Origin of the sequence: Bacillus sp. FSL E2-0195, assembly GCF_038003645.1 — a bacterium.
Classification (GTDB): Bacteria; Bacillota; Bacilli; order Bacillales; family Bacillaceae_G; genus Bacillus_A; species Bacillus_A mycoides.
This window is the reverse complement of sequence record NZ_JBBOPN010000001.1, coordinates 4,936,397-4,961,520: the sequence shown is the minus strand read 5'-3', so window position 1 is coordinate 4,961,520 and position 25,124 is coordinate 4,936,397. Positions and strand designations below refer to the sequence as shown.

Below are 25,124 nucleotides of genomic sequence, written 5' to 3'. Positions count from 1 at the left end.
TATACGGGAGGCTATCAATCATGATTGTAACAACAACTTCTACAATTCAAGGAAAAGAGATTATTGATTATATCGATATCGTCAATGGCGAAGCAATTATGGGGGCGAATATCGTGCGTGACCTTTTCGCTTCTGTCCGCGACGTTGTCGGTGGTCGCGCAGGCGCTTACGAAAGTAAATTAAAAGAAGCGCGCGACATTGCAATGGAAGAGATGAAAACTCTCGCAAGACAAAAAAATGCGAACGCCATTGTTGGTATCGACGTGGACTACGAAGTAGTTCGCGAAGGAATGCTAATGGTTGCGGTGAGTGGGACTGCTGTCCGTATATAAAGTGAAACTTTAATCAGTGGGGGGTTCATCCCCCACTGATTATTAGTTGAACCAATCGGGCGTTTACGGGCAGTTGATCTCCCACCTAATTTCTTTGCTCAAGCCGAATTTTGAGGTGGGAGTCTTACTGCCCGTTAATGCGGGATAAAGTGAAAAGCCGTGCTGGTGCACGGCTTTTTGTTGTTATTGTGTCTAACATGATAGGTAGGGTGATATTCTATGTCGAAGCCTCGATATTTCTTGGGAAATGTGGAAGGTCCCGTCGATATATGGGGAAGACATTAGAGCGCTTCTTTACACTGCCGAATTCGAACTAATAATTTTTCGTATTCTTGTTCGAGAAATGTGATGTCATCATGCTGATTTGGGATAGAAATCCGGCTGATGATTTCTGTTAATTTTGTTTGTAATCGTAATAATTCTTGTTCAGTAACGTTTACAGAAGCTTGGGTGGTTCTTTTTGTGTATTGCTCGTAATTGCCGTGGAATATTCTTGGTTCGCTCTCATCTACTTGTAGAATATGGTTTGCAACAGAACGAATAAAGGCACGGTCATGGCTAATGAAAAGTATTGTACCAGGATACTCCTGTAACATGCTTTCTAATTCTTCTTGCGTTGCCAAGTCTAAATAGTTTGTCGGTTCGTCGAGCAGAAGCATATTATAGTTTCCTAAAAATACTTTTGCGAGTGCAACCTTCATGCGTTCTCCACCACTTAAGATGTGCACAGGTTTATGAACATCTTCACGGCGGAATAGGAGCCGTGCAAGTATTGTTCGAACGAACGATTCTGTATAGTTTGTTTCTTCTAGAACGTTTTCTAAAATTGTTTTATCTGTTTTTAAAATAGATAATGTTTGTTCAAAGTATCCAATTTTACAACTTTTCGAAAGCTGAATGCCACGCTCGTTCGCGAGAAGCATTTTGAACAAAGTTGTTTTTCCGCTTCCGTTTGCCCCTAAAATAGCAAGCTTTGCCCCAGGGACAATTGTTCCATTCATATTTTTAAATAATGTGCGATCCCCTATTTTCTTCGTTGTTTTATTAAACTGAACAACTGCTTTACTATGAATTGGTGTGTGGTATTGTACGTCAAACTGAGCTTGAGAATAGTCCTTCGGTTTTTCTTTCTGTTCCAACTTTTCAAGGCGTGTTTCTAGTGCTTGCGCTACTTTGCTAACATTTTCTTGCCCATGAGCCCCGCTGCACTTATAAAGTTTAGATTCAGATGAACTGAACCGTGTTGGGATTTTTGTCATGCTAGAAGCACGTTGCTTTCTTTGTGAAATTGACTGTTCTAACCGATTTTTTTCTTGTATATATTGATCATATTCTGCCTGCTTTTGTATTCGCTCACGTTCTTTTTGCTTTCGATAGTTTGAATAATTACCTTTATATTCTTGAATAGTACCGTCTTCAACTTCGATGATTTTTGTACATATGGCATCTAAAAGATCACGATCATGCGATATTAAAACAAGTGCACCTTTATAAGATAAAAGTGCCTTTTCTAATTGCTCTGTACCGAACATATCTAAGTGACTTGTTGGCTCATCAGCAAATAGAATGCCTGCATTTTGTTCGAGGGCATGGGCGATCTTTAGGCGCATTCGTTCACCGCCGCTCATTGAATTTGCGACGTTTGAAATATTCCATTTGCCCTTAGCGAGGGAAGAAGCGGTTTCTGGTATCCCCTCGCTAAGCTGTGGAATGATGGCGATAGAACTATGATGAGTTACTGTGCCTTTGTCAGCTTCTATTTCTTTACTTAATATTTGTAATAACGTAGATTTTCCAGCTCCGTTGACTCCGACAATTCCTATACGATCGTTTGCTTGAATTTCTAGTGATGGTAACGTAAATATGGTGCGATCACCAAAGCTCTTTTCGATATTACGTGCGATTAAAATAGTCATAAAAAAACCTCCCTAGTTTCACTAGAGAGGATAAATGTCGCCCTTCAATGTAAAAATCGTACATAAATAAACGATTTTTTACATGATCGTATCGAAAGAAAGTATCGACAAATGGACAGACTAATCCTCTGCTAGTTTTCATCATTTTTGTTCACTATTTGTGATGGATGAAATAAATAAGAGAATTAGAACTTCATTGGTCAAAGTACCTTCCTTTCATAATATTACTTTTATTGTATGCGCATACAAATGGATTTGTCAAACTTATTTCTGTGTGCTATTTTTGAATTTATTATTATACAATTGTGCTTTTGCCAGTGCCTCAGCATCGTTCTTGATTTCATCTAGTCCATTCGCATCCCCAATAATATACCCTTCAAATGATGAACCAACAAAATCAAAGATATATTGAAACTGGGCGATAAGCGGCAATGCTTTCAGTTTTGGACTGTCTCCGCCAACGATGACAACGTACATTTTTTTGCCTTTCATTTTTTCTTTGAAATGAAGAGATTTATTACGCAAGCTTTGTGACCAGCGATCAACGAAGTTCTTCATGTGGCCGCTCATTCCGTACCAGTATAGCGGTGTAGCGAAGATAATCGTGTCGTGCTCTAGCATGCGTTTGGTTAACTGCTCGTAGTCATCATTTACAGGTTGAAATCCTTCTACATCATGGCGCTGATCTATGATTGGGTGGACGATATGATCACGCAAGTAAATTTGTTCTGTTTCAATCCCATCAATCACCATATGTGTTAAAGCTTCCGTATTTCCGTTTTGTCTTGAACTGCCATGTATAACAAACATGTAATCATCCCTTTTCTTTTGCTTGTTTTAGGAGTGAAACGTGTTTTTGTAAATTCGTTTGAATGTTGGAAAGTAATGTGATTTGCTTCGTTACCTCATCAAGTTTGTCTTCGTAAAGTGCAAGGATACTACTACACGGATTTTCGTAAAGATGTGGCTCGATTTCAAGGCAACGTAGCATTCGTTCTGTTTCTTCTAAATTTAAGCCGATTTGCAAGTACATTTGAATCAGCTCTACTTTTTCGATTGCACTTTCATCAAAATCACGGTAGCCATTTGCTAGGCGTTTCGAAGGGAGTAATCCCTTTTCTTCATAATGTCTTAGTGCCCTTTCGCTAACCCCAGTTTCTTTTGATAACTCTCCAATTCGCAATGTGTTTCACTCCTTTTACATGTATTGTAAACCTTCACACTAATGTGAAGGTCAACTCTGTTTTTTCGCAAAAGAATCTACGTGTTTTAAAAAGACTTGAATAGCTTTAGACGGGATAAAATATTTGCCGCGCACGATGGAGAATGGACGGATTAGCTCTTCGTTCGGAACAGGGATGTGGAATAGTTCTTTTGCTAATAGTTCTTTTCGAACAGTCCAATCTGAAAGGATGGCGATGCCAAGACCGGCTGCAACGGCTTCCTTCACGCTTTGAATACTGCTAAATGTAAAGAAGCGCTTCATTTTTAAATGATGTTGGTGTATAAAGCGATCGCTATAGGCACGTGTGCCAGAGCCGCTCTCCCTTAATACCCAGACTTGATCTTGCAATGTATTTTCGTTAATCCCCTTGATATGGAGCAATGGGTGGTTTGGCGGGACGACGAGTTTCATTTCATCTTGCATAAAAGTTTCAACATCTACGTCAGCGTATACGACTTGGCCTTCCACTAAGCCGATATCAATTTGATTAGAGCGGAGGCTTTGCAAAACTTCTTCCGTATTGGAGATAAATGTATGAACTTCGACGTGTGCATTTTCATTGGCAAAGCGCGCAAGTATTTTTGGAAGTAAGTATTCGCCAATTGTAAAGCTAGCGCCGATGCGAAGTGTCCCTGTTACGACGTTATGCAGCGCATTAATTTCCTGTTTTGCATCTTCATAAAGTGAGAGCATCTGCTTTGCGTGTATGTATAATATGTTTCCAGCTTCCGTAACTTGGACGTGCTTTGGGGAGCGCTGAATAAGTGTAGTCCCAAGTTCATTTTCCAGGTTGCGAATGTGCATACTAACGCCAGGTTGTGAAAGGTTTAATAGTTCCGCAGCACGCGAAAAATGTTTTTGTTCAACGACAGTAACAAAGATCTTTAAAATGTCGACGTTCATTTGTTAGGCCCCTTTATTTTTGCTTTTATTTTATCATAAGTATTTCTGATGATAGGTATTCAATATTGATATTAAACTTATTATTAAAACTCTCTTATAATGTAACTAGAAAGAACATGCATGTTCCAATACGATTATTGGGGTGGTACAAAGTGGAACAAACACTTGTTATACAAAAGAAGAAGGGCTTTGGATTTTCGCAAGGTATTGGGATTACGTTATTAATCGCCATTGCCGCGAAATATTTAGCAGAGCTTCCATTTTTAAATATTATGGGACAATTAGTAATCGCTATTCTAATCGGGATGGTTTGGCGCGCCGCAATCGGGATTCCTCAAGAAGCGATAGCGGGAACGAACTTTGCGAGTAAGAAGTTGCTACGCTTTGGGATCATCTTACTCGGAATGAGGTTAAATCTTGTAGATATTGCGAAGGCGGGGCCGAAAGTATTGGTCATCGCAGCGGTTGTTATTACATTTACAATTTTCGTTGTATATGGACTAACGAAAGTATTTAAAGTAGAACAGAAACTTGGAATTTTAACAGCATGTGGGACGGCAATTTGCGGAGCTGCAGCGGTCGTGGCAATTGCACCGCAAGTGAAAGCGAAAGATGAAGAAACAGCAGTCGGGGCAGCGATTATTGCAATTTTAGGTACAATATTTACACTTATTTATACGCTATTATACCCAGTGCTTGGCTTCTCACCCTACGGTTACGGGGTGTTCTCAGGGGCGACGCTGCACGAAATCGCTCACGTTATCGCGGCTGCGGCGCCAGGCGGTAGCACGGCTGTAGACATCGCGGTTATTGTGAAGTTAACGCGCGTAGCGATGCTTGTGCCAGTAGCGATTTTAATTGGATTATGGTTTGGTAAGAGCGAGGACAGCAAGGAAAAAAGATCGTGGCGCGACCTTCCGATTCCTTGGTTCATCTTCGGATTTTTAGCAATGAGTGCGGTGCATTCGATTGGGATTATCCCAGAAGTTGTTGCCGGATATATTGTAGTAATTGCGTACATGCTTATTGCAATGGCAATGGCAGGGCTCGGTTTAAATGTAGAGTTTAAAACGTTCCGCAAATTAGGAAGCAGAGCATTTGTGGCAGGGTTGATTGGCTCGGTTTGTTTATCTGTTCTTGGGTACGTTCTTGTGTATGCGTTAGGATTTATGTAGCAAAAAAAGAGGCATCTTATAGATGTCTCTTTTTTTTACCTTTTTTTGTAAAGATATCTTTACTTGGATTTGGAAAATATTTATAATTAAAGTAAAGATATCTTTACTTTCGAAGGTGGAGCCTATGGGTGTGAAAAATAAAATTAAAGAATTGCGAAAACAACATCATATAACGCAAATTGAAATGGCAAAGGCGATGCAAGTGACCCGCCAGACAATCGTGGCGATTGAGAACCACCACTATAACCCAAGTCTAGAGTTATCCCTAAAAATCGCCAAATATTTTGGAATGAAGGTAGAGGAAATATTTACGCTGGAGTAAGGGGAGAGAAAATGAACGATACTAAAAAATTGTATATCGCTACGGTCTTAGGATTATGTGGAGGGGGACGTTTTAGTTCGGATTATGGACCCATCCATACCGATGTTATCGCTTATAGTTAGTAACATTTTAGCAATTGTATTTCTGATATTGTATACGAATTACAAAAAGCGGAAGTACAAAAAAGAAGGACTTCCAGATATAGATGAGCGGGTAAATGAAAATATAAAAAAGTATGTAAATGCCTCATTTATATTCGCATTTCTTTTGCTTATTGTTTATATTGTTGCAAGCAAAGCGATAGGGCGAATTACTATACCGACTCCAGAAATATTCATTGTATGTAGTTTCTTATTTGCTGGTAGTCTCATCATAGGAGTAATGGCGGGAAAACGAGCATAACGATAGGAGGAATGAAAATGCAAGATGAGTTTGAGAGATTTCAGTCGGATAAAGCGTTTAAATATTTAGGGTTGTTTTTAACAATGAGTTTAGCGGTATGGAGTTTGTATAATTTAATTGTTTATGGAAATGCGGGCATGCCGTTTGTTTTATTTGTATTAGGACAGTTTGTTTATTTCTTTGTGAACTATTGGCCGAAATGGAAATATAGAAATCAAAAAGAGGCTGATCATGTATGAGTAAGCAAGATATTATACGGTTCATAGGAAGTTTGTTTTTAGCGGGTCTTGTTTTAAATGTGAGTTTAATGATTTTAAGTATTTCGTGGGGAACGATCTTCATATCGAATGTAGCACTAGTCATTTTATATGGCATTTCGGAATATAGAGAACAGAAGCGTTTGAAAGAAGAGAGAGTACCGTCAATTGATGAGCGAGTTGTGAACAATATGAAGTCATATTTTACGATTTGTATTACAAGCTGCGTTTTTTTTGTTCATTATGTATCTTTGTGTAAATAAGTATTTAGATAGGCAAGTAGTACATGTAAATGAGTTATTATATATTGCTATTTTTGGTTTATTAATAAGTATGGCATCGACGAGTGTGTTAGCAACAAGGAATAGATAGAAAAAGGGGAACTGGGATGGGATTACCGGTATTATGTGTCGCTACGGCTATTTTTGCTTTGTTTTGGGGAATACAAAACTTCTCTCGTAATCCAGTGCCAAGTGTATGTATTATGATTGGTGCTGTAGGTTTATCATACTATTTATTAATTTTAGCGCATTATCATAAAACAGCAACAAGTGTTGTTGTAGGGGCAATTATTTTATTTTGTGGTCGTGCTATACAAAAGGGGTTATTTCCATAAAAGCTGTTTATACAAAAGGTATAAACAGCTTTTTGTATTTTTTTTACAAACTACTTGAAAGTTACGTTACGTCATCTTTTATAATGAAGGAGAAGAGGTGATGGAGTTGATTTCAATTCAAGAACTAACGAGGGAAACAGGGGTTACAGTAAGGACGTTACGTTATTATGATCAAATTGATTTATTAAAGCCGAGTGGGAAAACTGATGGAGGACATCGGTTATATAGCGAGAGAGATGTTGTTCGTTTGCAGCAAATTTTATTTTTAAAAGAAATGGGTTTTTCATTAAAAGAGATTACGAATATGTTAATAACGGATGAGCTCAATTTAAAAGTATCGCTTGAAAAGCAACTTAGATTTGTACAGGAAGAACAGAAAAAATTTAATCGAATGGAACGTATTTTACAGGCAGTTGTTTATTCAGTAGATGTGGAGGGAGAACTGGATTGGAAAGTTATGTTTGAACTCATTCAGCTTTCGAAACAGTCTCCGCGAATACGTGAGATGTTTCAAAATGAAGTTTTTTCTAAGGGAGAACAAAAGTTGCTTCATAATTTGCCGAACATGAGTGAAGAAGATCCGAATGTTTTAGAATGGGTAAATTTATTAAAGCAACTACGTAACTTTATGAAAGACGGTAAGGAAGCATCATGTGATGAAGTACAAGGCGCAACAAAGAAATTAATGCAGAAGTGTTTAGAGATGGCAAATGGTGATGAAGCATTTTTAGATAAACTGTGGGAAGTAAGAAAGTCAAAAGAAGATTCACAGAAAATGAGTATGTATCCAATTGAGGAAGAGCTTCTAGTATATATGGATGAGGCTTTTCGTATATATGATGAAAGGGAGAGGGATAAATGAGTATACTCGCAGAATATCGTTGGTATTTTTTAATTGGGGCAGAGATTGTATTTTGGTTATCAGCTATTGGATTCTTTTTACTAAGGTATGGATTTCGCTTGAAAAAGGCGAGCTTTATTATGGGGATTGTGCTACTCATAAATGAAGTGTTTATTTTAACTTTAGGGGTATTGGACTATTATCAAACAGGGAAGTTCTCTAATTTTCAAATCATTACGGTAATCATTTTATTATATGCAGTTTTTTATGGGAAAAAGGATTTGAAAAAATTAGACATATATGCACAAAAATTAGTTGCGAAGTGGCGGAATGAACCGGCGCCTATTATCGAAGAACCACTTGAAGTAACAGGGATGGCGCATGCGAAGCAGGAAATAAAAAATTGGATTTTACATCTTATTTTGTTTATTGCGGTTCATATATTCTTTTTCTTCATGTATGGGCTTATTCCAATAGAACAGTGGGGGAATTGGTTAGAGTCAGGAATTGTTTTAAATAAAACAGCAAGCCGTGTAAGCCAAGTATGGGCTATTATTCTTTTAGTGGATACTGCGATTTCATTTTCATATATTATTTTTCCGAAGAAGGAGAAAGGAAACAAGAAGCTACTTTCATAGAGGAAAGTAGCTTTTTTCTAGTATACCAATAGTTTGTATAGGAGAGGATAACAATAGGGAAAAGAACAGGTTTTATATGCTTATTTCTCTTTAGTTTAGTAGCATGTTCACAACCTAACAGTGCAATTGATAAGAAGAATGATGTCGTTGCAAAGGGGGGTAGAAATTTCTAATCTAGATAAATTCGAGAAGTTCATTTGGAATGTGGAACAAGGGAAAGTTGATAAAATAAGAATTGTACAGTATACACATGAAGGTGATCCTGTTTTTCAAACGTTAGAGCATAGTAAGAAAGATATACTTTATGTGTTAGATAATAGACAAGATCAATTTGCTGGTGACCATAAAGGGTTACATAAAGATAGTTGTAAAAGGATTGTTAAAGAGCAACGTGGATCAGAAACGGCATATAGGTTAATAGATTGTACGAATGAAAATGGGCGCAATGGATATGACTTATTATATGTACTTGAAAAATAGAGTTAGTAGAGGAAGGAAGTATTTATTCCTTCCTTTTTCTATATATAACTTGTCGAAAACTTTACCGAATATCTGTTCGTTTTTTTAGGTTTTTTATGGGCATTCGTGGTAAAATAATAATACAGATTTTTATGAGGAGGTCGGTTTTTAGTTGGAACATCCATTTGAAATTATCTCAGAGTACTCCCCGCAAGGTGATCAGCCGGGAGCGATAGAGAAGCTTGTAGAGGGAATTAATAGTGGAAAGAAAAAGCAAGTGTTGCTTGGAGCGACAGGAACGGGTAAGACATTTACGATTTCAAATGTCATTAAAGAAGTGCAGAAACCAACACTTGTAATGGCTCATAATAAAACGTTAGCAGGACAGTTATATAGTGAGCTGAAAGATTTCTTTCCTAACAATTCTGTGGAGTATTTTGTTAGTTATTACGATTATTATCAGCCGGAAGCGTACGTACCACATACGGATACGTTTATTGAAAAAGATGCGCAAATTAACGATGAAATTGATAAATTACGCCACTCGGCAACGTCTTCTTTATTTGAAAGAGATGATGTTATTATCGTTGCGAGTGTTTCGTGCATATACGGTTTAGGTTCTCCGGAAGAATACCGCGAGTTAGTTGTTTCGCTTCGAGTTGGTATGGAAAAGGACCGCAATCAATTGCTTCGTGAACTTGTTGATGTACAGTATGGACGTAATGATATTGATTTTAAGCGTGGTACATTCCGTGTGCGCGGAGATGTAGTTGAAATCTTCCCCGCATCACTTGATGAGCATTGTATTCGAATTGAATTTTTTGGGGATGAAATAGATCGTATTCGAGAAGTAAATGCATTAACGGGTGAAGTATTAGCAGAACGTGATCATGTAGCAATCTTCCCGGCATCTCACTTCGTTACACGTGAAGAAAAGCTGAAGGTCGCTATTGAAAATATTGAAAAAGAATTAGAAGAGCGTTTAAAAGAATTAAATGATAACGGTAAGTTGTTAGAGGCGCAGCGCATAGAACAGCGAACGCGTTATGATTTAGAAATGATGCGCGAGATGGGCTTTTGTTCAGGGATTGAAAACTATTCCCGTCATTTAACACTTCGTCCAGCAGGCTCAACGCCGTATACGCTTTTAGATTATTTTCCAGAGGATTTCTTAATCGTTATGGATGAGTCGCACGTATCGGTTCCGCAAGTAAGAGCGATGTATAACGGGGACCAAGCACGTAAGCAAGTGCTTGTTGATCATGGATTCCGTCTGCCATCAGCTTTAGATAATAGACCGCTCACGTTTGATGAGTTTGAAGAGAAAACGAATCAAGTTATTTACGTTTCGGCAACGCCAGGACCGTACGAGTTAGAGCAGTCACCGAAAGCAATAGAACAAATTATTCGTCCAACAGGGCTTTTAGATCCACCAATTGATATACGACCAATTGAAGGACAAATAGATGATTTATTAGGAGAAATCCATGACCGGATTGCGAAAAATGAACGTGTATTAATTACGACTTTAACGAAGAAAATGTCAGAGGATTTAACGGACTATTTAAAAGATGTAGGAATTAAAGTGAATTATCTTCACTCTGAAATTAAAACATTAGAGCGTATTGAAATTATCCGTGATCTTCGCCTTGGTAAGTTTGATGTACTTGTCGGTATTAACTTATTACGAGAAGGATTAGATATTCCAGAAGTATCACTTGTAGCTATTTTAGATGCTGATAAGGAAGGGTTCCTACGTTCAGAGCGTTCATTAATTCAAACAATTGGTCGTGCGGCGCGTAATGCAAACGGCCGCGTTATTATGTACGCAGATCGCATAACGAGATCGATGGGAATTGCAATTGAAGAAACACAGCGTCGTCGTAGTATACAAGAAGCTTACAATGAAAAGCATGGTATTACGCCGAAAACGATTCAAAAAGGAGTACGTGACGTTATTCGTGCGACAACAGCAGCTGAGGATACGGAAATATATGAAGCAACACCAGCTAAGAAGATGACGAAAAAAGAACGTGAAAATACAATTGCGAAGATGGAAGCAGAGATGAAAGAAGCAGCAAAGGCATTAGATTTCGAGCGTGCAGCTGAATTAAGAGATTTACTATTAGAATTAAAAGCGGAAGGGTGAAAAGAGTGAGTAAAGATTTTATTGTTGTAAAAGGTGCTAGAGCGCATAATTTAAAAAATATTGACGTAACCATTCCGAGAAATCAGCTTGTTGTTGTGACGGGATTGTCTGGTTCGGGGAAATCATCGTTAGCATTCGATACGATTTATGCAGAAGGGCAGCGTAGATACGTGGAATCTTTATCTGCGTATGCGCGCCAGTTTTTAGGGCAAATGGATAAGCCGGATGTTGATATGATTGAAGGTTTATCTCCAGCGATTTCAATTGATCAAAAAACGACGAGTCGTAATCCTCGTTCAACGGTTGGAACGGTAACGGAGATTTATGATTATTTACGTTTATTATTTGCACGAATTGGTACGCCGATTTGTCCGAATCATGGAATTGAAATTACATCACAAACAGTGGAACAGATGGTAGACCGTGTTCTTGAATATCCTGAACGTACGAAGTTGCAAGTGCTAGCGCCTATCGTGTCAGGGCGTAAAGGTGCGCATGCGAAAGTATTAGAAGATATTAAGAAGCAAGGTTATGTTCGTGTGCGCGTTGATGGAGAGATGCTGGATGTATCGGAAGAGATTACTTTAGAAAAAAATAAGAAGCATTCAATTGAAGTTGTTATTGACCGTATTGTTGTGAAAGAAGGAATTGCAAGCCGACTTGCAGATTCACTAGAAAGTGCTTTAAAGCTTGGCGGGGGCCGAGTTTTAATCGATGTAATGGGAGAGGAAGAACTTCTATTTAGTGAACATCATGCTTGTCCACATTGTGGTTTTTCAATCGGAGAATTAGAGCCGCGTATGTTCTCGTTTAATAGTCCGTTCGGCGCGTGTCCTTCTTGTGATGGACTTGGATCGAAGTTAGAGGTAGATTTAGAACTTGTTATTCCGAACTGGGATGTATCATTAAATGAACATGCGATTGCTCCTTGGGAACCGACAAGTTCACAATATTACCCGCAATTATTAAAATCCGTGTGTAATCATTACGGCATCGATATGGATATGCCGGTGAAAGATATACCGAAGGATTTATTTGATAAAGTGTTGTACGGAAGCAGGGAAGAGAAGCTTTATTTCCGCTATGTGAATGAATTTGGTCAAGTAAAGGAAAATGAGATTTTATTTGAAGGTGTTATTCCGAATATTGAGCGTCGTTATCGTGAGACGAGTTCTGATTATATTCGTGAGCAAATGGAGAAATATATGGCAGAGCAAGCTTGTCCGAAGTGTAAAGGTGGACGCTTAAAGCCTGAGAGTTTAGCTGTTTTCGTTGGTGATAAAACGATTGCCGATGTAACGAAATATTCTGTTCAAGAAGTACAGGAGTTCTTCTCAACTGTTGAGTTAACGGAGAAACAACAAAAAATTGCTCATTTAATTTTAAGAGAAATTCAGGAACGTGTCGGGTTCTTAGTGAACGTCGGTTTAGATTATTTAACGTTAAGTCGTGCCGCAGGAACTTTATCAGGTGGTGAGGCGCAGCGTATTCGTTTAGCGACACAAATTGGTTCTCGCCTTACTGGCGTACTTTACATTCTTGATGAGCCTTCTATCGGTTTGCATCAGCGTGATAATGATCGTCTTATTCGTACATTGCAGGAAATGCGTGATTTAGGAAATACGTTAATTGTTGTTGAGCATGATGAAGATACAATGATGGCTGCTGATTATTTACTTGATATCGGACCTGGTGCAGGTATTCATGGTGGTCAAGTTGTATCAGCAGGTACACCAGCTGAAGTTATGCAAGACGAGAATTCATTAACTGGGAAATATTTAAGCGGTAAAGAGTTTATTCCGGTACCACTTGAAAGACGTAAAGGTGACGGACGTAAAGTGGAGATTGTCGGTGCGAAAGAAAATAACTTAAAGAATGCGAAAATGTCATTCCCCCTAGGAACATTTGTAGCAGTAACAGGCGTATCTGGCTCTGGAAAAAGTACGATAATTAATGAAGTACTATACAAATCATTAGCTCAAAAGCTATATAAAGCGAAAGCAAAGCCAGGGGCTCATAAAGAAATTAAAGGTCTTGAGCAGTTAGATAAAGTTATTGATATTGATCAATCACCAATCGGGCGTACACCACGTTCAAATCCGGCGACATACACTGGCGTATTTGATGATATTCGTGATGTATTTGCGCACACGAATGAAGCGAAAGTACGTGGTTATCAAAAAGGACGTTTCAGCTTTAACGTAAAAGGCGGCCGTTGTGAAGCGTGCCGCGGTGATGGAATTATTAAAATCGAAATGCATTTCTTACCAGACGTGTATGTTCCATGTGAAGTTTGTCACGGTAAACGTTACAACCGTGAAACGTTAGAAGTGAAATATAAAGATAAGAATATTTCTGAAGTGTTAGGGATGACAATTGAAGATGGGGTAGAGTTCTTTGCTAATATCCCGAAAATTAAGCGTAAACTTCAAACGCTTGTAGATGTAGGGCTTGGTTATATGAAATTAGGACAACCAGCTACGACGTTATCAGGTGGTGAGGCGCAGCGTGTGAAATTAGCTTCTGAATTACATCGTCGTTCTACAGGGCGTACGTTATACATTTTAGATGAGCCAACGACTGGCTTACATGCACATGATATTGCACGCCTTCTAGAAGTGTTGCAACGTCTTGTTGAGAGTGGTGAGACGGTACTTGTAATTGAGCATAATTTAGATGTTATTAAAACAGCTGATTATATTATTGACCTTGGACCAGAAGGCGGAGACAAAGGCGGACAAATTGTTGCTTCGGGAACGCCAGAGCAAGTGGTGAAAGAAGAGCGCTCTTATACAGGTAAGTATTTAAAAGAGATTTTAGATCGTGATAAAGCAAGAATGAAAGAGAAAATAAAAGAAGTAGAGTTATCACAATAAGTTGTTAATAAAAACCGAGTGGGAATTGCACTCGGTTTTTATTTCACTAAGGGAAACTGGTAAGAATGTTAGTAGGTATACAAGTATAAAGAATAGAATAAATTGGTATAAGTGTTTGCATGTTACTTGCGTTTATTATCTATTAGCGTATGATGAAATATATATATTAAAAGGATGTGTAAGGAAATGAGATGGATTGTATCACTTCTTGTAAATAGCGTTGTGTTAATCGCTGTATCCGGACTTTTAAAAGGGGTTGCACCAGACGCATTTTACATAGCAAATATACAAACTGCAATTATTGCGAGTATTATATTGGCGATTTTAAACGTATTTGTAAAGCCGCTTTTAATTTTAATTACGCTACCGATTACTCTTGTAACTTTCGGTTTCTTCTTAATTGTTATTAATGCGATTACGTTAAAGATGACGGATTCGTTATTAGGGGACGCCTTTAATATATCTGGATTTGGTGTAGCGATTGTTGCGGCAATTTGTATTTCTATTTTTAATATGATAATTGAAAAAGTAATTGTTGAACCATTACATGAAAAAAAGAGGAAATGACAAAAAGAAAAACATTTCATGACTCATATGAAATGTTTTTTTCTATTTATTAGAAACCGAGTTTCTTGTTTCCAGAAAAAAATGGTACAATATCCGATAGAATGGAATTTTACATCAAATGAGACTGAACCCGCAGCGGAGTGGAGGTTTATACATATGCCGAAAGTAAGGACAAAAGATTTAATTGAACAATTTCAATTGGAGTTAGTAAGTGGTGAAGAAGGGATTCATCGTCCGATTGATACGAGTGATTTATCGCGACCTGGAATTGAAATGGCAGGATTTTTTACATATTATCCAGCTGATCGCGTGCAGCTTCTTGGGAAAACGGAGCTTACGTTCTTTGATACGTTAACGACAGAGCAAAAGCAAGAGAGAATGAAAGCGCTTTGTACTGAGGAGACGCCTTGTATTATTGTAACTCGTAATCAAGATGTACCGGATGAGTTATTACAAGCATCACGTGAATCAGGCGTGCCTTTATTACGTTCTGCTCAAACGACGACGAGATTATCAAGTCGTTTAACAAACTATTTAGAAGGTAAGTTAGCGCCAACAACAGCTGTTCATGGTGTGCTAGTAGATATTTATGGTGTTGGTGTTTTAATTACAGGTCAAAGTGGTGTCGGGAAAAGTGAGACAGCGCTTGAACTTGTAAAGCGTGGTCACCGCCTTGTTGCGGATGATAGCGTAGAAATTCGTCAAGAAGATGAAGATACATTAGTAGGGAGCTCACCTGATTTAATTGAGCACTTATTAGAAATTCGTGGTCTAGGTATCATTAACGTAATGACGTTATTCGGTGCAGGGGCAGTACGAAATTATAAACGTATTACACTTGTTATTAATCTTGAAATTTGGGATCAAAAGAAAAATTATGATCGCTTAGGTCTTGATGAAGAGAAGATGAAGATTATTGATACAGAACTTACGAAGATTACACTTCCAGTTCGTCCTGGTCGAAACTTGGCTGTTATTATTGAAGTAGCAGCGATGAACTTCAGATTAAAACGTATGGGAGTCAATGCGGCACAACAGTTCTCTGAACGATTAATGAGTGCGATTGAGTTAGGAAGTCAAGAGTAGACTCTGGAGAGGGAGGTCATATATATGCTGTTAGGTTCTGTACCACAGCTTGACCGTATAGCAGTCCAACTTGGGCCGTTCCCTGTTTATTGGTATGGGGTTATTATCGGTACAGGTGTGCTATTAGGTCTTTGGCTAGCAACTCGCGAGGGAGAAAGGCTTGGTATTCACAAAGATACATTTATCGACCTTGTATTAATCGCAGTACCAATTGCCATTCTTTTTGCGAGAATGTATTATGTCATTTTTGAATGGGAATATTATTCGCAAAATCCGAGTCAAATTATTAATATTCGTCAAGGTGGTTTGGCGATTCATGGTGGTTTAATCGGGGCTGTTATTACAGGAATCCTTTTTGCGAAACGACGCGGGCTTTCATTCTGGAAGTTAGCGGATATTGCTGCGCCGAGTATTTTACTAGGACAAGCAATTGGCCGATGGGGAAACTTTATGAACCAAGAGGCGCATGGTGATGAAGTAACGAGACAGTTTTTAGAAGGTCTTCATTTACCAGATTTCATTATTAATCAAATGTACATTGATGGTGTGTATTATCACCCAACGTTTTTATATGAATCATTATGGAACTTTGCAGGTGTTATTTTACTACTCGCGTTACGAAAAGTGAATTTACGCCGTGGTGAATTATTCTTCACATATTTAATTTGGTATTCAGTGGGACGCTTCTTCGTAGAAGGTTTGCGTACAGATAGTTTAATGTTAGGACCACTTCGTATTGCACAAGTAATGTCTATTGGAATTGTTGTTATTTCTATCATTTTCATTATTGTGAGACGAAAAATGGGGCAAGCTGATAAAAGATATTTAGAAAATTAGAGAAAAGTAGCATCTTATAGAAGATGCTGCTTCTTTCATATTCAGGTAATGAAAGGATTAAGGACGATGAAAATAAATACAGTGTTATTTGATTTAGATGGAACGTTAATTAATACAAATGAACTTATTATCTCTTCTTTTTTACATACGTTAAATCACTATTATTCTAATCAGTATAAGCGTGAAGATGTATTGCCATTTATCGGTCCATCTTTGCATGATACTTTTAGTAAAATTGATGCAAGTAAGGTTGAAGAGATGATTACATGTTATCGTCAATTTAATCATGAGCATCATGATGAATTAGTGGAAGAGTATGAAACTGTATATGAAACGGTTCAAGAATTGAAGAAGCAAGGTTATAAGATCGGCATCGTTACAACGAAAGCGAGACAGACGGTTGAAATGGGATTAAAGCTTTCGAAACTTGATCAGTTTTTTGATGTTGTCGTGACGATTGATGATGTGGAACATGTGAAACCACATCCAGAACCACTTCAAAAAGCATTGAAATTATTAGATGCAAAGCCAGAAGAAACATTGATGGTTGGTGATAATCATCATGATATCGTCGGTGGACAAAATGCAGGTACGAAAACAGTAGCGGTTTCATGGACATTGAAAGGTAGAGCGTATTTAGAAGCGTATAAACCAGATTATGTGCTAGATAAAATGAGTGATTTACTACCGATTTTGTCCCGCATTAACGGGTAGTAAGATTCCTGCCGGTTAAAGTGTCACTTTTATATAAGTAGAGGAGAGAGTTCAGTGCGACGGACAACGCGCTATCCTGTTTCAGGAGAAAATTCATTGTGGAATGTGTATAAAACAGTTTCTTTTTGGAAGGTAATGAAAAATTTTATTATCATCCAAATCGCACGTTACACGCCATTTTTATCCGTAAAGAATTGGTTATATCGCACGTTTTTACGGATGGAAGTAGGAAAGAAAACGTCGTTTGCACTTATGGTAATGCCAGATATTATGTTTCCAGAAAAGATTACTGTGGGAGAAAATTCAATTATCGGCTATAATACAACGCTTTTAGCGCATGAATATTTAATTCGTGAGTATCGACTTGGAGAAATCGTCATAGGGAATGAAGTTATGATTGGAGCGAATACGACAATTTTACCAGGTGTGACAATTGGAGATGGAGCTATCGTTTCTGCAGGCACACTTGTCCATAAAGATGTACCAGGCGGCGCTTTCGTAGGCGGAAATCCGATGCGTATTATTTATACGAAAGAGGAAATGGCCACTAGAGAAGGTTGATGTTAAAAATGTAACATTTCCCTTCTCTTTTTATGAATAAAAAGGAAATAATTGATTATAATATACTGTTTTGTTTTTTACGGAATCGTTTATACTTATAGATAGAAGAATGTGTGAACGAAGAAAACAAAAAACTGGAGGATATATGGGGAAAAATCAAAGAATATATAAGGAGAACGGACAAGTTATCTCTTTTAATCAGTTAGCGGACTTCTTTTATAAAAAAGGGATGAGGGCTTATAAAGGGCAAAAATTGCAAGATGCAATTAAATATTTTCGAAGAGCAGCACAAAGCGAGAAGGAGCCGTTTATTTTATGCCAACTAGCAATAGCATTATCTGAATCTGGTGAATATCAAGAGTCGAATCAGATATTTCTAAAGCTTGTTAGATCCAATCCTGAACTTGAGCAATGCTATTATTTTATTTCAAATAATTATGCATATATGGGCTTGTTTCAACAGGCGAAGAAGTATGCAGAGCGATATTTAGAAGTTGCGGAAGAGAAGGAATTTGTAGAAGATACATTAGAATTGCTTGAGATTATGGAAGAAGATGCAATGGGTGCGGAAGAGATTGAGGATGAAGATGAGCTAATTGTTATGCAAGAAGAAGCGAACCGCTACATTCGTAACGGACAATTAGAAGAGGCGATTGCTACACTAGAAGTTGTTACGAAAGAATATCCAGAATTTTGGTCAGGACATAATAATTTAGCGATTGCACATTTTCAATCAGGTAATGTAGATCAAGCGCTTAAGTTAACAGAAATGATTTTAGAGAAAAATCCTGGTAATATGCATGCGCTTTGTAATACGCTTATTTTTCTATATTCAATTGGAGAGCATAAGCAAGTAGAGTCATTAGCGGGGCAGTTAGTATCGGTATATCCAATTTCATTTGAGCATCGTTTGAAACTTGGAACAACGCTTGCAACAATTGGTCATTTTGAACCTGCATATAAATGGTTCAAAGTATTAAAGCGTCAAGGGTACGAAGGAGACGTCAGTTTTTATTACTGGTTTGCATACTCTGCGTATATGGTGAAGGAACAGCAAGTAGCTGAAAAAATGTGGCAACATGTTGTAGAATTGCATCCTGATAAAAAAGGAAAAGAACCGTGGAATGCACTGAATTTAGCAGATGAAGGACAAAATCTTTTATTTGAAGAGTTACGAAAATCATTTCAGCAAAGTACGACGCTAGAAGAGAAAATGCTAGCTTTATATTTAATGAATGAATTGTCAACACCAGAGAAGGTTGGATTCTTCTTTGATGTAACGCAAGCGAAAAATGGTGTTCCAATCGTATCGCAACTTGCAAAATATTTCTTTTTACTTAATAGTCATAAAAGCATCCCAGCTGATTTACAGCAATTTGAACAGTGCGTACGAATCGCGGATGCATTATACAATTATACGAAAAAAGATGATGAATTAATCGAAGAGTGTTTAAATTTTTGGTTTTGCACGTTCATACGTTTATATACATCTGGAGCGACTTTTACAAATGTGTACGGTTGGTCAGCGGCAATTGAATACATTGTGCGCGGCGAACAAAGAAATAAGATGACACAGGCAGAGCTTGGTGATGTATATAATGTATCTGTAGCGACTGTACGAAAGTATGTGCAGGCTGTTAAGCGCACGCACACGTAGGGTAGGCAAATCATTGGGAAAAAAATGATGCTAACAGTATAATGAGGGTAACTTAATGTGTATGAATGAATGGGAGTGAATAGTGTGTCAGAAGAAAAAATTTATGATGTCATTATTATTGGTGCAGGACCAGCTGGTATGACAGCTGCGGTATATACATCTCGTGCGAATTTAAGCACACTGATGCTTGAGCGTGGTATTCCAGGTGGACAAATGGCAAATACAGAAGATGTAGAGAACTATCCAGGTTATGAGTCTATTTTAGGACCAGACTTATCAAATAAAATGTTTGAGCATGCGAAGAAATTTGGTGCTGAATATGCATACGGTGATGTAAAAGCAATCATCGATGGTAAAGAGTACAAAACAATTATTGCTGGTAAAAAAGAATATAAAGCACGTGCAATTATCGTTGCAAGCGGTGCAGAGTATAAAAAAATTGGTGTGCCAGGTGAAACAGAACTTGGCGGCCGCGGTGTATCATATTGTGCAGTATGTGATGGTGCATTCTTTAAAGGGAAAGAACTTGTTGTTATTGGCGGCGGAGATTCTGCTGTTGAAGAGGGTGTGTTCTTAACACGCTTCGCATCAAAAGTAACGATCGTTCACCGTCGTGACACTCTTCGTGCACAGAAAATTTTACAAGATCGTGCTTTCCAAAATGAGAAAGTAGATTTCATTTGGAATCACACTATAAAAGAAATTAACGATGCAAATGGTAAAGTAGGAAGCGTAACACTTGTAGATGTAAACAGCGGAGAAGAACAAGAAGTTAAAACTGACGGCGTTTTCATATACATCGGTATGTTACCATTATCAAAACCGTTTGTTGAGCTAGGTATTACAAATGAAAATGGTTATGTTGAAACGAACGAGCGTATGGAAACGAAAGTTCCTGGTATTTTCGCAGCTGGTGATGTTCGTGAAAAAATGCTTCGTCAAATTGTAACGGCAACAGGCGATGGTAGTATTGCAGCGCAGAGTGCACAGCATTATATAGAAGAGTTAGTAGAGGAACTAAAGACTGTAACAGAAAAATAAGGTTATTTTTCCTTTTGAGAAGAAAGCTACCGATAGGTGGCTTTCTTTTTTTTGTGAAAATGTCAAAGTTTTGTCAAAAACAATTAGGATTATAAGATTTCTTATTGATATACTGGACTTTACGGAAAAAATCACTATAAGAAATGAGGAATTTATTCAGTATGGAATGGCGTAATATATATCGTGGATTTTGTATGGGCGTTAGTGATTTAATTCCTGGTGTGAGCGGCGGAACAATCGCTGTTGTGTTAGGGATTTATGAACAATTGCTCGCAGCAATTAGCGGATTCTTTAGTCGTGAATGGAAAAAACATTTAGCGTTTTTAATCCCACTTGCAGCTGGTGTAGCGGCGGCTTTTCTAACGTTAAGTCACGTTATTAAATATTTATTAGCAAATCATTATGAACCGACTCAATTTTTCTTTCTCGGTTTAATTATTAGTATATTACCGATGTTAATGAGAGAAGCTGATGCAAAGGCAACATTTAAAGGTAGTCATATTGCCTTATTAATAATTGCAGCAATTCTTGTTGCAATAACAGCATTCTTTAAACCAGATAAGGCAGCTGATCCGATTACGACGTTAACAATTTTAAATGCAATTGGTTTATTTTTCGCAGGATGGATGGCTAGTATGGCTATGCTTCTTCCTGGAATTAGTGGATCGTTTATTTTATTAATTATTGGTGTGTATCCAACAGCAATTAACGCTTTAACTACACTCAATTTACCGTTAATCGTGGTTATCGGTGCCGGCGTGATGGCCGGATTTGTTGTAAGTAGTAAAGGAATTAGTTATTTGTTAGATCGTTATAAAAGTATGACATTTGCGGCAATTATTGGGCTCGTTATCGGGTCGATTGTCATTGTGTTCCCTGGCATTCCGACTGGTGGCATTTCAATTGTAAGTTCAATTATTACTTTTATTTTAGGATTTGCGGTTGTTACTTATTTCGGTAAGAAATAAGTGTTTTAATCCCCTTAACGATAAAAATCGTTAAGGGGATTTTTATGTGCTATTCATGGGAAGTAAGGTATTTTGATTGCTTGTTATAGAAAGAATTTTTACAATTGCTTAGCGAAAGGGGACTGGCACCTTCGTTGTAGCAAACTGTTTTTGATAGTATAATGAAATGAGTATGCAGTGAGAAATTTTGCTGCAAGTAGCTGAGGTGAAGAAACATGCAAAGAGTGACAAACTGTGTGTTAATTAGAGATAATGAAGTACTCTTACTCCAAAAACCTCGCCGGAATTGGTGGGTTGCACCGGGCGGGAAAATGGAGCGTGGTGAGACAGTAAGAGATTCCGTTGTTCGCGAGTATCGTGAAGAAACAGGTATTTATTTAAAGAATCCAGCATTAAAAGGGGTCTTCACTTTTGTCATCCAAGAAGGTGATAAAGTTGTTTCTGAATGGATGATGTTCTCCTTTTTAGCAACAGATTTTGCAGGAGAAAACAAATTAGAGAGCGAAGAAGGCATCATTGGTTGGCATACATTTGATAAAATTGATGATTTAGCAATGGCACCAGGAGATTATCACATTATTGATTATTTAATTAAAGGGAATGGTATAATCTACGGTACATTTGTATATACCCCAGATTTTGAGTTGCTTTCATATCGATTAGATCCGAGTTAAACCTGCAAGGAGAGGATACGATGACAGAGAATAATGATATAAAAATGGTAATTATTACAGGGATGTCTGGAGCTGGAAAGACGGTAGCGTTACAAAGTTTCGAAGATTTAGGATATTTTTGTGTAGATAATTTACCACCGATGTTATTGCCGAAGTTTATTGAACTTATGGCAGATTCAAAAGGTAAAATGAATAAAGTGGCACTCGGTATTGATTTACGTGGCCGAGAGTTTTTTGAATATTTATGGGGAGCGCTTGATGATTTATCAGAACGTACATGGATTATTCCTCATATTTTATTTTTAGATGCGAAAGATAGCACACTTGTAACTCGTTATAAAGAAACGAGACGTTCGCATCCACTTGCGCCAACTGGCTTGCCGTTAAAGGGAATTGAAGCTGAGCGTGGTTTATTAACTGATATGAAGGCAAGAGCGAATATTGTGCTTGATACATCTGATTTGAAACCGAAAGAATTACGAGAAAAAATTGTTCACTTATTCTCAACAGAAACTGAGCAAGCATTTCGTGTAAATGTTATGTCATTTGGATTTAAGTACGGAATTCCAATTGATGCTGATTTAGTATTTGATGTTCGTTTTTTACCAAATCCATATTATATTCCACATATGAAGCCATTAACAGGACTGGATGAAGAAGTTTCGTCGTATGTGTTGAAATTTAATGAAACACATAAGTTTTTAGAGAAATTGACGGATCTTATCACTTTCATGCTGCCTCATTATAAAAGAGAAGGTAAGAGTCAACTTGTAATTGCGATTGGATGTACAGGTGGGCAACATCGTTCTGTTACGCTTACAGAGTACCTTGGGAAACATTTGAAACCAGAGTATAGCGTTCATGTATCTCATCGTGATGTGGAGAAGAGAAAGGGCCATTAAGGGATGAAAAAAGAGAGAAAACCTAAAATTGTTATCATGGGAGGTGGAACTGGACTTTCTGTTTTATTAAGGGGATTAAAACAATATCCTGTTGATATTACAGCAGTTGTAACAGTAGCCGACGATGGAGGCAGTTCAGGTAGACTACGTGATGAGCTAGAAATTCCACCTCCAGGTGATATTCGTAACGTACTTGTTGCGTTATCGGATGTAGAACCATTAGTGGAGGCTTTATTTCAGCACCGTTTTACAACTGGAGACGGACTGAAAGGGCATGCGTTAGGAAATTTACTATTGGCAGGTATGACTTCGATTACAGGAGACTTTTACCACGCGATTACGGAAACGAGTAAAGTATTAAATGTCAGAGGACGTGTATTACCAGCAGCGAATCAAAGTGCGGTACTTCATGCAGAATTAGAAGATGGAGAAATTGTAACAGGTGAATCAAAGATTCCTCATTTCGGGAAGAAGATTAATCGTGTCTTTTTAACTCCAGAAGATGTAGAACCGTTATGTGAAACGTTGACGGAAATTAAACGAGCTGATTTGCTTGTTTTCGGTCCAGGAAGTCTGTACACAAGTATATTACCGAATTTAGTTGTTAACAAAATTGGAGACGCTGTTCTTGCTGCAAAAGCGAAGAAGGTATATGTATGTAATGTTATGACGCAAGCGGGCGAAACGAAGGGTTATACTGCATTTGATCATGTGCAGGCGTTACATGATCATTTAGGTAAACCATTTATCGACACTGCGATTGTAAATAATCGTGATATTCCTCGTGAATTACGTAAGTTATATGAGGAAGAGATGTCGGAACCAGTTGCACTGGATACAAATCGTTTTGCTGAACATAATATCGAAATTATTCAAGATAGATTAGCGAAATATGATGATCGTGTTGTAAGACATGATACATTAAAGTTAGCTTCTATTTTATATTCATTGTTATAAATGTGCGTTGCCTCATTTGAGGTAACGCTCCTCATTCATATAGGACAAGATTTTTGTTCCAAAGTAATAGTATAAGGAGGTGTTGACTGTGTCATTTGCATCAGAAACAAAGAAAGAGTTGACCAACCTTGAAATGAAGGAATGCTGCGAGAAATCAGAATTATCGGCGTTGCTTCGAATGAACGGATCGCTTTCTTTTTCAAACCGTCGCCTATCTATCGATATTCAAACGGAAAATGCAGCAATTGCAAGAAGGATTTATACGCTTTTGAAAAAAGGATATGATGTGACGGTAGAATTACTTGTTCGTAAAAAAATGCGATTGAAGAAAAATAATGTATATATCGTGCGGCTTGTTGAGAAGTCTCGCGAAATATTAGCAGATCTTCACATTGTTCGAGATGACTTTTCGTTTATTCGAAATATATCACAGGAATTAATCGAGAAGAAATGTTGTAAACGATCGTATTTACGCGGTGCATTTTTAGCAGGTGGTTCAGTAAATAACCCAGAAACATCATCTTATCATTTAGAGATCTTTTCGTTATATAAGGAACATAATGATTCTATATGTGAACTGATGAACGGATTTGATTTAAATAGTAAGACGTTGGAAAGAAGAAAAGGGTACATTACGTATTTGAAAGAAGCTGAAAAAATTACAGAGTTTTTAAATATTATAGGTGCTCATAATGCACTTTTAAGATTTGAAGATATTCGAATTGTTCGCGATATGCGTAATTCAGTAAATCGTTTAGTTAACTGCGAAACAGCTAATTTAAATAAAACAATTGGTGCAGCGCTAAGGCAAATTGAGAACATCCGCTATATTGATGAGACGGTTGGGCTTGATATTTTGCCAGATAAATTAAGAGAAATTGCACAGTTACGAAGAGATTATCAAGATGTAACATTGAAAGAGTTAGGTGAGATGGTATCCGGGGGGAAAATTAGTAAATCGGGTATTAATCATCGTTTGCGTAAAATCGATGAAATTGCAGAGAAATTACGCGCGGGGGAAACAGTAGCAAAAAAATAAAAGGTTAAAG

General features: G+C 37.7%; 25 protein-coding genes and 3 pseudogenes. 24 read left to right on the top strand and 4 right to left on the bottom strand.

Features of this window, described 5'->3' with window-relative positions:
* Positions 1-20 precede the first annotated feature (20 nt).
* Complete coding sequence (locus MHH59_RS25825) at positions 21-332, top strand: YbjQ family protein (protein WP_002112849.1); 312 nt, start codon at positions 21-23, stop codon at positions 330-332.
* A 281-nt stretch (positions 333-613) separates the two neighbouring features.
* Here the strand turns inward: MHH59_RS25825 and abc-f are convergent, their stop codons facing one another.
* From abc-f to MHH59_RS25805, 4 genes are all read right to left on the bottom strand, one after another.
* Positions 614-2,248, bottom strand: a complete 1,635-nt coding sequence (gene abc-f / locus MHH59_RS25820) for a ribosomal protection-like ABC-F family protein (protein ID WP_340852702.1) — start codon at positions 2,246-2,248, stop codon at positions 614-616.
* Between the two features lie 264 nt (positions 2,249-2,512).
* Positions 2,513-3,058 (bottom strand): flavodoxin family protein, encoded by a 546-nt coding sequence (locus MHH59_RS25815; RefSeq protein WP_002016115.1) that lies wholly within the window; start codon positions 3,056-3,058, stop codon positions 2,513-2,515.
* 4 nt (positions 3,059-3,062) lie between these two features.
* Positions 3,063-3,431 (bottom strand): MerR family transcriptional regulator, encoded by a 369-nt coding sequence (locus MHH59_RS25810; protein ID WP_002016114.1) that lies wholly within the window; start codon positions 3,429-3,431, stop codon positions 3,063-3,065.
* Positions 3,432-3,482: 51 nt separating this feature from the next.
* The gene (locus MHH59_RS25805; RefSeq protein ID WP_002129909.1) at positions 3,483-4,376 is read right to left on the bottom strand and encodes a LysR family transcriptional regulator; all 894 of its coding nucleotides are present in this window, start codon (positions 4,374-4,376) and stop codon (positions 3,483-3,485) included.
* 152 nt (positions 4,377-4,528) lie between these two features.
* On the opposite strand from MHH59_RS25805, the gene MHH59_RS25800 reads away from it, so the two are divergent.
* The 23 genes and pseudogenes from MHH59_RS25800 to whiA all read left to right on the top strand — a co-directional run bounded on the left by MHH59_RS25800 (position 4,529) and on the right by whiA (position 25,114).
* Positions 4,529-5,551, top strand: coding sequence for a YeiH family protein (locus MHH59_RS25800; RefSeq protein ID WP_002167391.1), 1,023 nt, complete (start codon positions 4,529-4,531; stop codon positions 5,549-5,551).
* A 124-nt stretch (positions 5,552-5,675) separates the two neighbouring features.
* A complete protein-coding gene (locus MHH59_RS25795; RefSeq protein WP_002016109.1) occupies positions 5,676-5,873 on the top strand; it encodes a helix-turn-helix transcriptional regulator in 198 nt (65 codons plus the stop codon).
* Between the two features lie 11 nt (positions 5,874-5,884).
* Positions 5,885-6,275, top strand: a pseudogene (locus MHH59_RS25790) (hypothetical protein).
* Positions 6,276-6,292: 17 nt separating this feature from the next.
* Positions 6,293-6,514: a hypothetical protein gene (locus tag MHH59_RS25785; protein ID WP_002089582.1), complete on the top strand. Its 222-nt coding sequence runs from the start codon at positions 6,293-6,295 to the stop codon at positions 6,512-6,514.
* Positions 6,511-6,904: pseudogene (locus tag MHH59_RS25780) on the top strand (ATPase). Before MHH59_RS25785 ends, MHH59_RS25780 begins: the two are co-directional and overlap by 4 nt.
* Before the next feature lie 16 nt (positions 6,905-6,920).
* Complete coding sequence (locus MHH59_RS25775) at positions 6,921-7,148, top strand: hypothetical protein (RefSeq protein WP_002034710.1); 228 nt, start codon at positions 6,921-6,923, stop codon at positions 7,146-7,148.
* Between the two features lie 100 nt (positions 7,149-7,248).
* Complete coding sequence (locus tag MHH59_RS25770) at positions 7,249-8,010, top strand: MerR family transcriptional regulator (RefSeq protein WP_002129901.1); 762 nt, start codon at positions 7,249-7,251, stop codon at positions 8,008-8,010.
* Positions 8,007-8,627 carry a hypothetical protein gene (locus MHH59_RS25765; protein ID WP_078213833.1) on the top strand — a complete coding sequence of 207 codons (621 nt, stop codon included), beginning with the start codon at positions 8,007-8,009 and terminating at the stop codon, positions 8,625-8,627. Before MHH59_RS25770 ends, MHH59_RS25765 begins: the two co-directional genes overlap by 4 nt.
* Positions 8,628-8,674: 47 nt before the next feature.
* Positions 8,675-9,107, top strand: a pseudogene (locus tag MHH59_RS25760) (DUF4362 domain-containing protein).
* A 151-nt stretch (positions 9,108-9,258) separates the two neighbouring features.
* Positions 9,259-11,235 carry an excinuclease ABC subunit B gene (gene uvrB / locus MHH59_RS25755; protein WP_002016097.1) on the top strand — a complete coding sequence of 659 codons (1,977 nt, stop codon included), beginning with the start codon at positions 9,259-9,261 and terminating at the stop codon, positions 11,233-11,235.
* A 5-nt stretch (positions 11,236-11,240) separates the two neighbouring features.
* On the top strand, positions 11,241-14,111 hold the full coding sequence (uvrA, locus tag MHH59_RS25750; RefSeq protein ID WP_147739986.1) for an excinuclease ABC subunit UvrA: 2,871 nt from the start codon (positions 11,241-11,243) through the stop codon (positions 14,109-14,111).
* 186 nt (positions 14,112-14,297) lie between these two features.
* Positions 14,298-14,678 carry a phage holin family protein gene (locus tag MHH59_RS25745; protein ID WP_002089574.1) on the top strand — a complete coding sequence of 127 codons (381 nt, stop codon included), beginning with the start codon at positions 14,298-14,300 and terminating at the stop codon, positions 14,676-14,678.
* A gap of 156 nt (positions 14,679-14,834) precedes the next feature.
* Positions 14,835-15,764 (top strand): HPr(Ser) kinase/phosphatase, encoded by a 930-nt coding sequence (hprK, locus tag MHH59_RS25740; protein ID WP_002198873.1) that lies wholly within the window; start codon positions 14,835-14,837, stop codon positions 15,762-15,764.
* A gap of 24 nt (positions 15,765-15,788) precedes the next feature.
* Positions 15,789-16,601, top strand: a complete 813-nt coding sequence (gene lgt, locus MHH59_RS25735) for a prolipoprotein diacylglyceryl transferase (protein ID WP_002034719.1) — start codon at positions 15,789-15,791, stop codon at positions 16,599-16,601.
* 66 nt (positions 16,602-16,667) lie between these two features.
* Positions 16,668-17,315 carry a pyrophosphatase PpaX gene (gene ppaX, locus MHH59_RS25730; RefSeq protein ID WP_002089567.1) on the top strand — a complete coding sequence of 216 codons (648 nt, stop codon included), beginning with the start codon at positions 16,668-16,670 and terminating at the stop codon, positions 17,313-17,315.
* A gap of 54 nt (positions 17,316-17,369) precedes the next feature.
* Positions 17,370-17,876 carry an acyltransferase gene (locus tag MHH59_RS25725; RefSeq protein ID WP_002129892.1) on the top strand — a complete coding sequence of 169 codons (507 nt, stop codon included), beginning with the start codon at positions 17,370-17,372 and terminating at the stop codon, positions 17,874-17,876.
* A 145-nt stretch (positions 17,877-18,021) separates the two neighbouring features.
* On the top strand, positions 18,022-19,533 hold the full coding sequence (locus MHH59_RS25720; RefSeq protein WP_002129890.1) for a tetratricopeptide repeat protein: 1,512 nt from the start codon (positions 18,022-18,024) through the stop codon (positions 19,531-19,533).
* Positions 19,534-19,617: 84 nt separating this feature from the next.
* Positions 19,618-20,574 carry a thioredoxin-disulfide reductase gene (gene trxB, locus MHH59_RS25715; RefSeq protein ID WP_002089563.1) on the top strand — a complete coding sequence of 319 codons (957 nt, stop codon included), beginning with the start codon at positions 19,618-19,620 and terminating at the stop codon, positions 20,572-20,574.
* A gap of 161 nt (positions 20,575-20,735) precedes the next feature.
* On the top strand, positions 20,736-21,542 hold the full coding sequence (locus MHH59_RS25710) for a DUF368 domain-containing protein (RefSeq protein WP_002016085.1): 807 nt from the start codon (positions 20,736-20,738) through the stop codon (positions 21,540-21,542).
* Between the two features lie 215 nt (positions 21,543-21,757).
* Entirely contained in the window at positions 21,758-22,216 is a 459-nt protein-coding gene (locus MHH59_RS25705; protein ID WP_001190080.1) for an NUDIX hydrolase, read from the top strand.
* Between the two features lie 20 nt (positions 22,217-22,236).
* A complete protein-coding gene (gene rapZ, locus MHH59_RS25700; protein ID WP_002016084.1) occupies positions 22,237-23,118 on the top strand; it encodes an RNase adapter RapZ in 882 nt (293 codons plus the stop codon).
* Between the two features lie 3 nt (positions 23,119-23,121).
* Positions 23,122-24,075, top strand: coding sequence for a gluconeogenesis factor YvcK family protein (locus MHH59_RS25695; protein ID WP_002016083.1), 954 nt, complete (start codon positions 23,122-23,124; stop codon positions 24,073-24,075).
* An 88-nt stretch (positions 24,076-24,163) separates the two neighbouring features.
* Complete coding sequence (whiA, locus tag MHH59_RS25690) at positions 24,164-25,114, top strand: DNA-binding protein WhiA (RefSeq protein WP_002016082.1); 951 nt, start codon at positions 24,164-24,166, stop codon at positions 25,112-25,114.
* Positions 25,115-25,124 lie beyond the last annotated feature (10 nt).

Coding starts and splice junctions, on each gene's coding strand:
- MHH59_RS25825 (WP_002112849.1), top strand. CDS start 21: ATGATTGTAACAACAACTTCTACAATTCAAGGAAAAGAGATTATTGAT.
- abc-f (WP_340852702.1), bottom strand. CDS start 2,248: ATGACTATTTTAATCGCACGTAATATCGAAAAGAGCTTTGGTGATCGC.
- MHH59_RS25815 (WP_002016115.1), bottom strand. CDS start 3,058: ATGTTTGTTATACATGGCAGTTCAAGACAAAACGGAAATACGGAAGCT.
- MHH59_RS25805 (WP_002129909.1), bottom strand. CDS start 4,376: ATGAACGTCGACATTTTAAAGATCTTTGTTACTGTCGTTGAACAAAAA.
- MHH59_RS25795 (WP_002016109.1), top strand. CDS start 5,676: ATGGGTGTGAAAAATAAAATTAAAGAATTGCGAAAACAACATCATATA.
- MHH59_RS25785 (WP_002089582.1), top strand. CDS start 6,293: ATGCAAGATGAGTTTGAGAGATTTCAGTCGGATAAAGCGTTTAAATAT.
- MHH59_RS25775 (WP_002034710.1), top strand. CDS start 6,921: ATGGGATTACCGGTATTATGTGTCGCTACGGCTATTTTTGCTTTGTTT.
- MHH59_RS25770 (WP_002129901.1), top strand. CDS start 7,249: ATGGAGTTGATTTCAATTCAAGAACTAACGAGGGAAACAGGGGTTACA.
- MHH59_RS25765 (WP_078213833.1), top strand. CDS start 8,007: ATGAGTATACTCGCAGAATATCGTTGGTATTTTTTAATTGGGGCAGAG.
- MHH59_RS25745 (WP_002089574.1), top strand. CDS start 14,298: ATGAGATGGATTGTATCACTTCTTGTAAATAGCGTTGTGTTAATCGCT.
- hprK (WP_002198873.1), top strand. CDS start 14,835: ATGCCGAAAGTAAGGACAAAAGATTTAATTGAACAATTTCAATTGGAG.
- lgt (WP_002034719.1), top strand. CDS start 15,789: ATGCTGTTAGGTTCTGTACCACAGCTTGACCGTATAGCAGTCCAACTT.
- ppaX (WP_002089567.1), top strand. CDS start 16,668: ATGAAAATAAATACAGTGTTATTTGATTTAGATGGAACGTTAATTAAT.
- MHH59_RS25720 (WP_002129890.1), top strand. CDS start 18,022: ATGGGGAAAAATCAAAGAATATATAAGGAGAACGGACAAGTTATCTCT.
- MHH59_RS25710 (WP_002016085.1), top strand. CDS start 20,736: ATGGAATGGCGTAATATATATCGTGGATTTTGTATGGGCGTTAGTGAT.
- MHH59_RS25705 (WP_001190080.1), top strand. CDS start 21,758: ATGCAAAGAGTGACAAACTGTGTGTTAATTAGAGATAATGAAGTACTC.
- rapZ (WP_002016084.1), top strand. CDS start 22,237: ATGACAGAGAATAATGATATAAAAATGGTAATTATTACAGGGATGTCT.
- MHH59_RS25695 (WP_002016083.1), top strand. CDS start 23,122: ATGAAAAAAGAGAGAAAACCTAAAATTGTTATCATGGGAGGTGGAACT.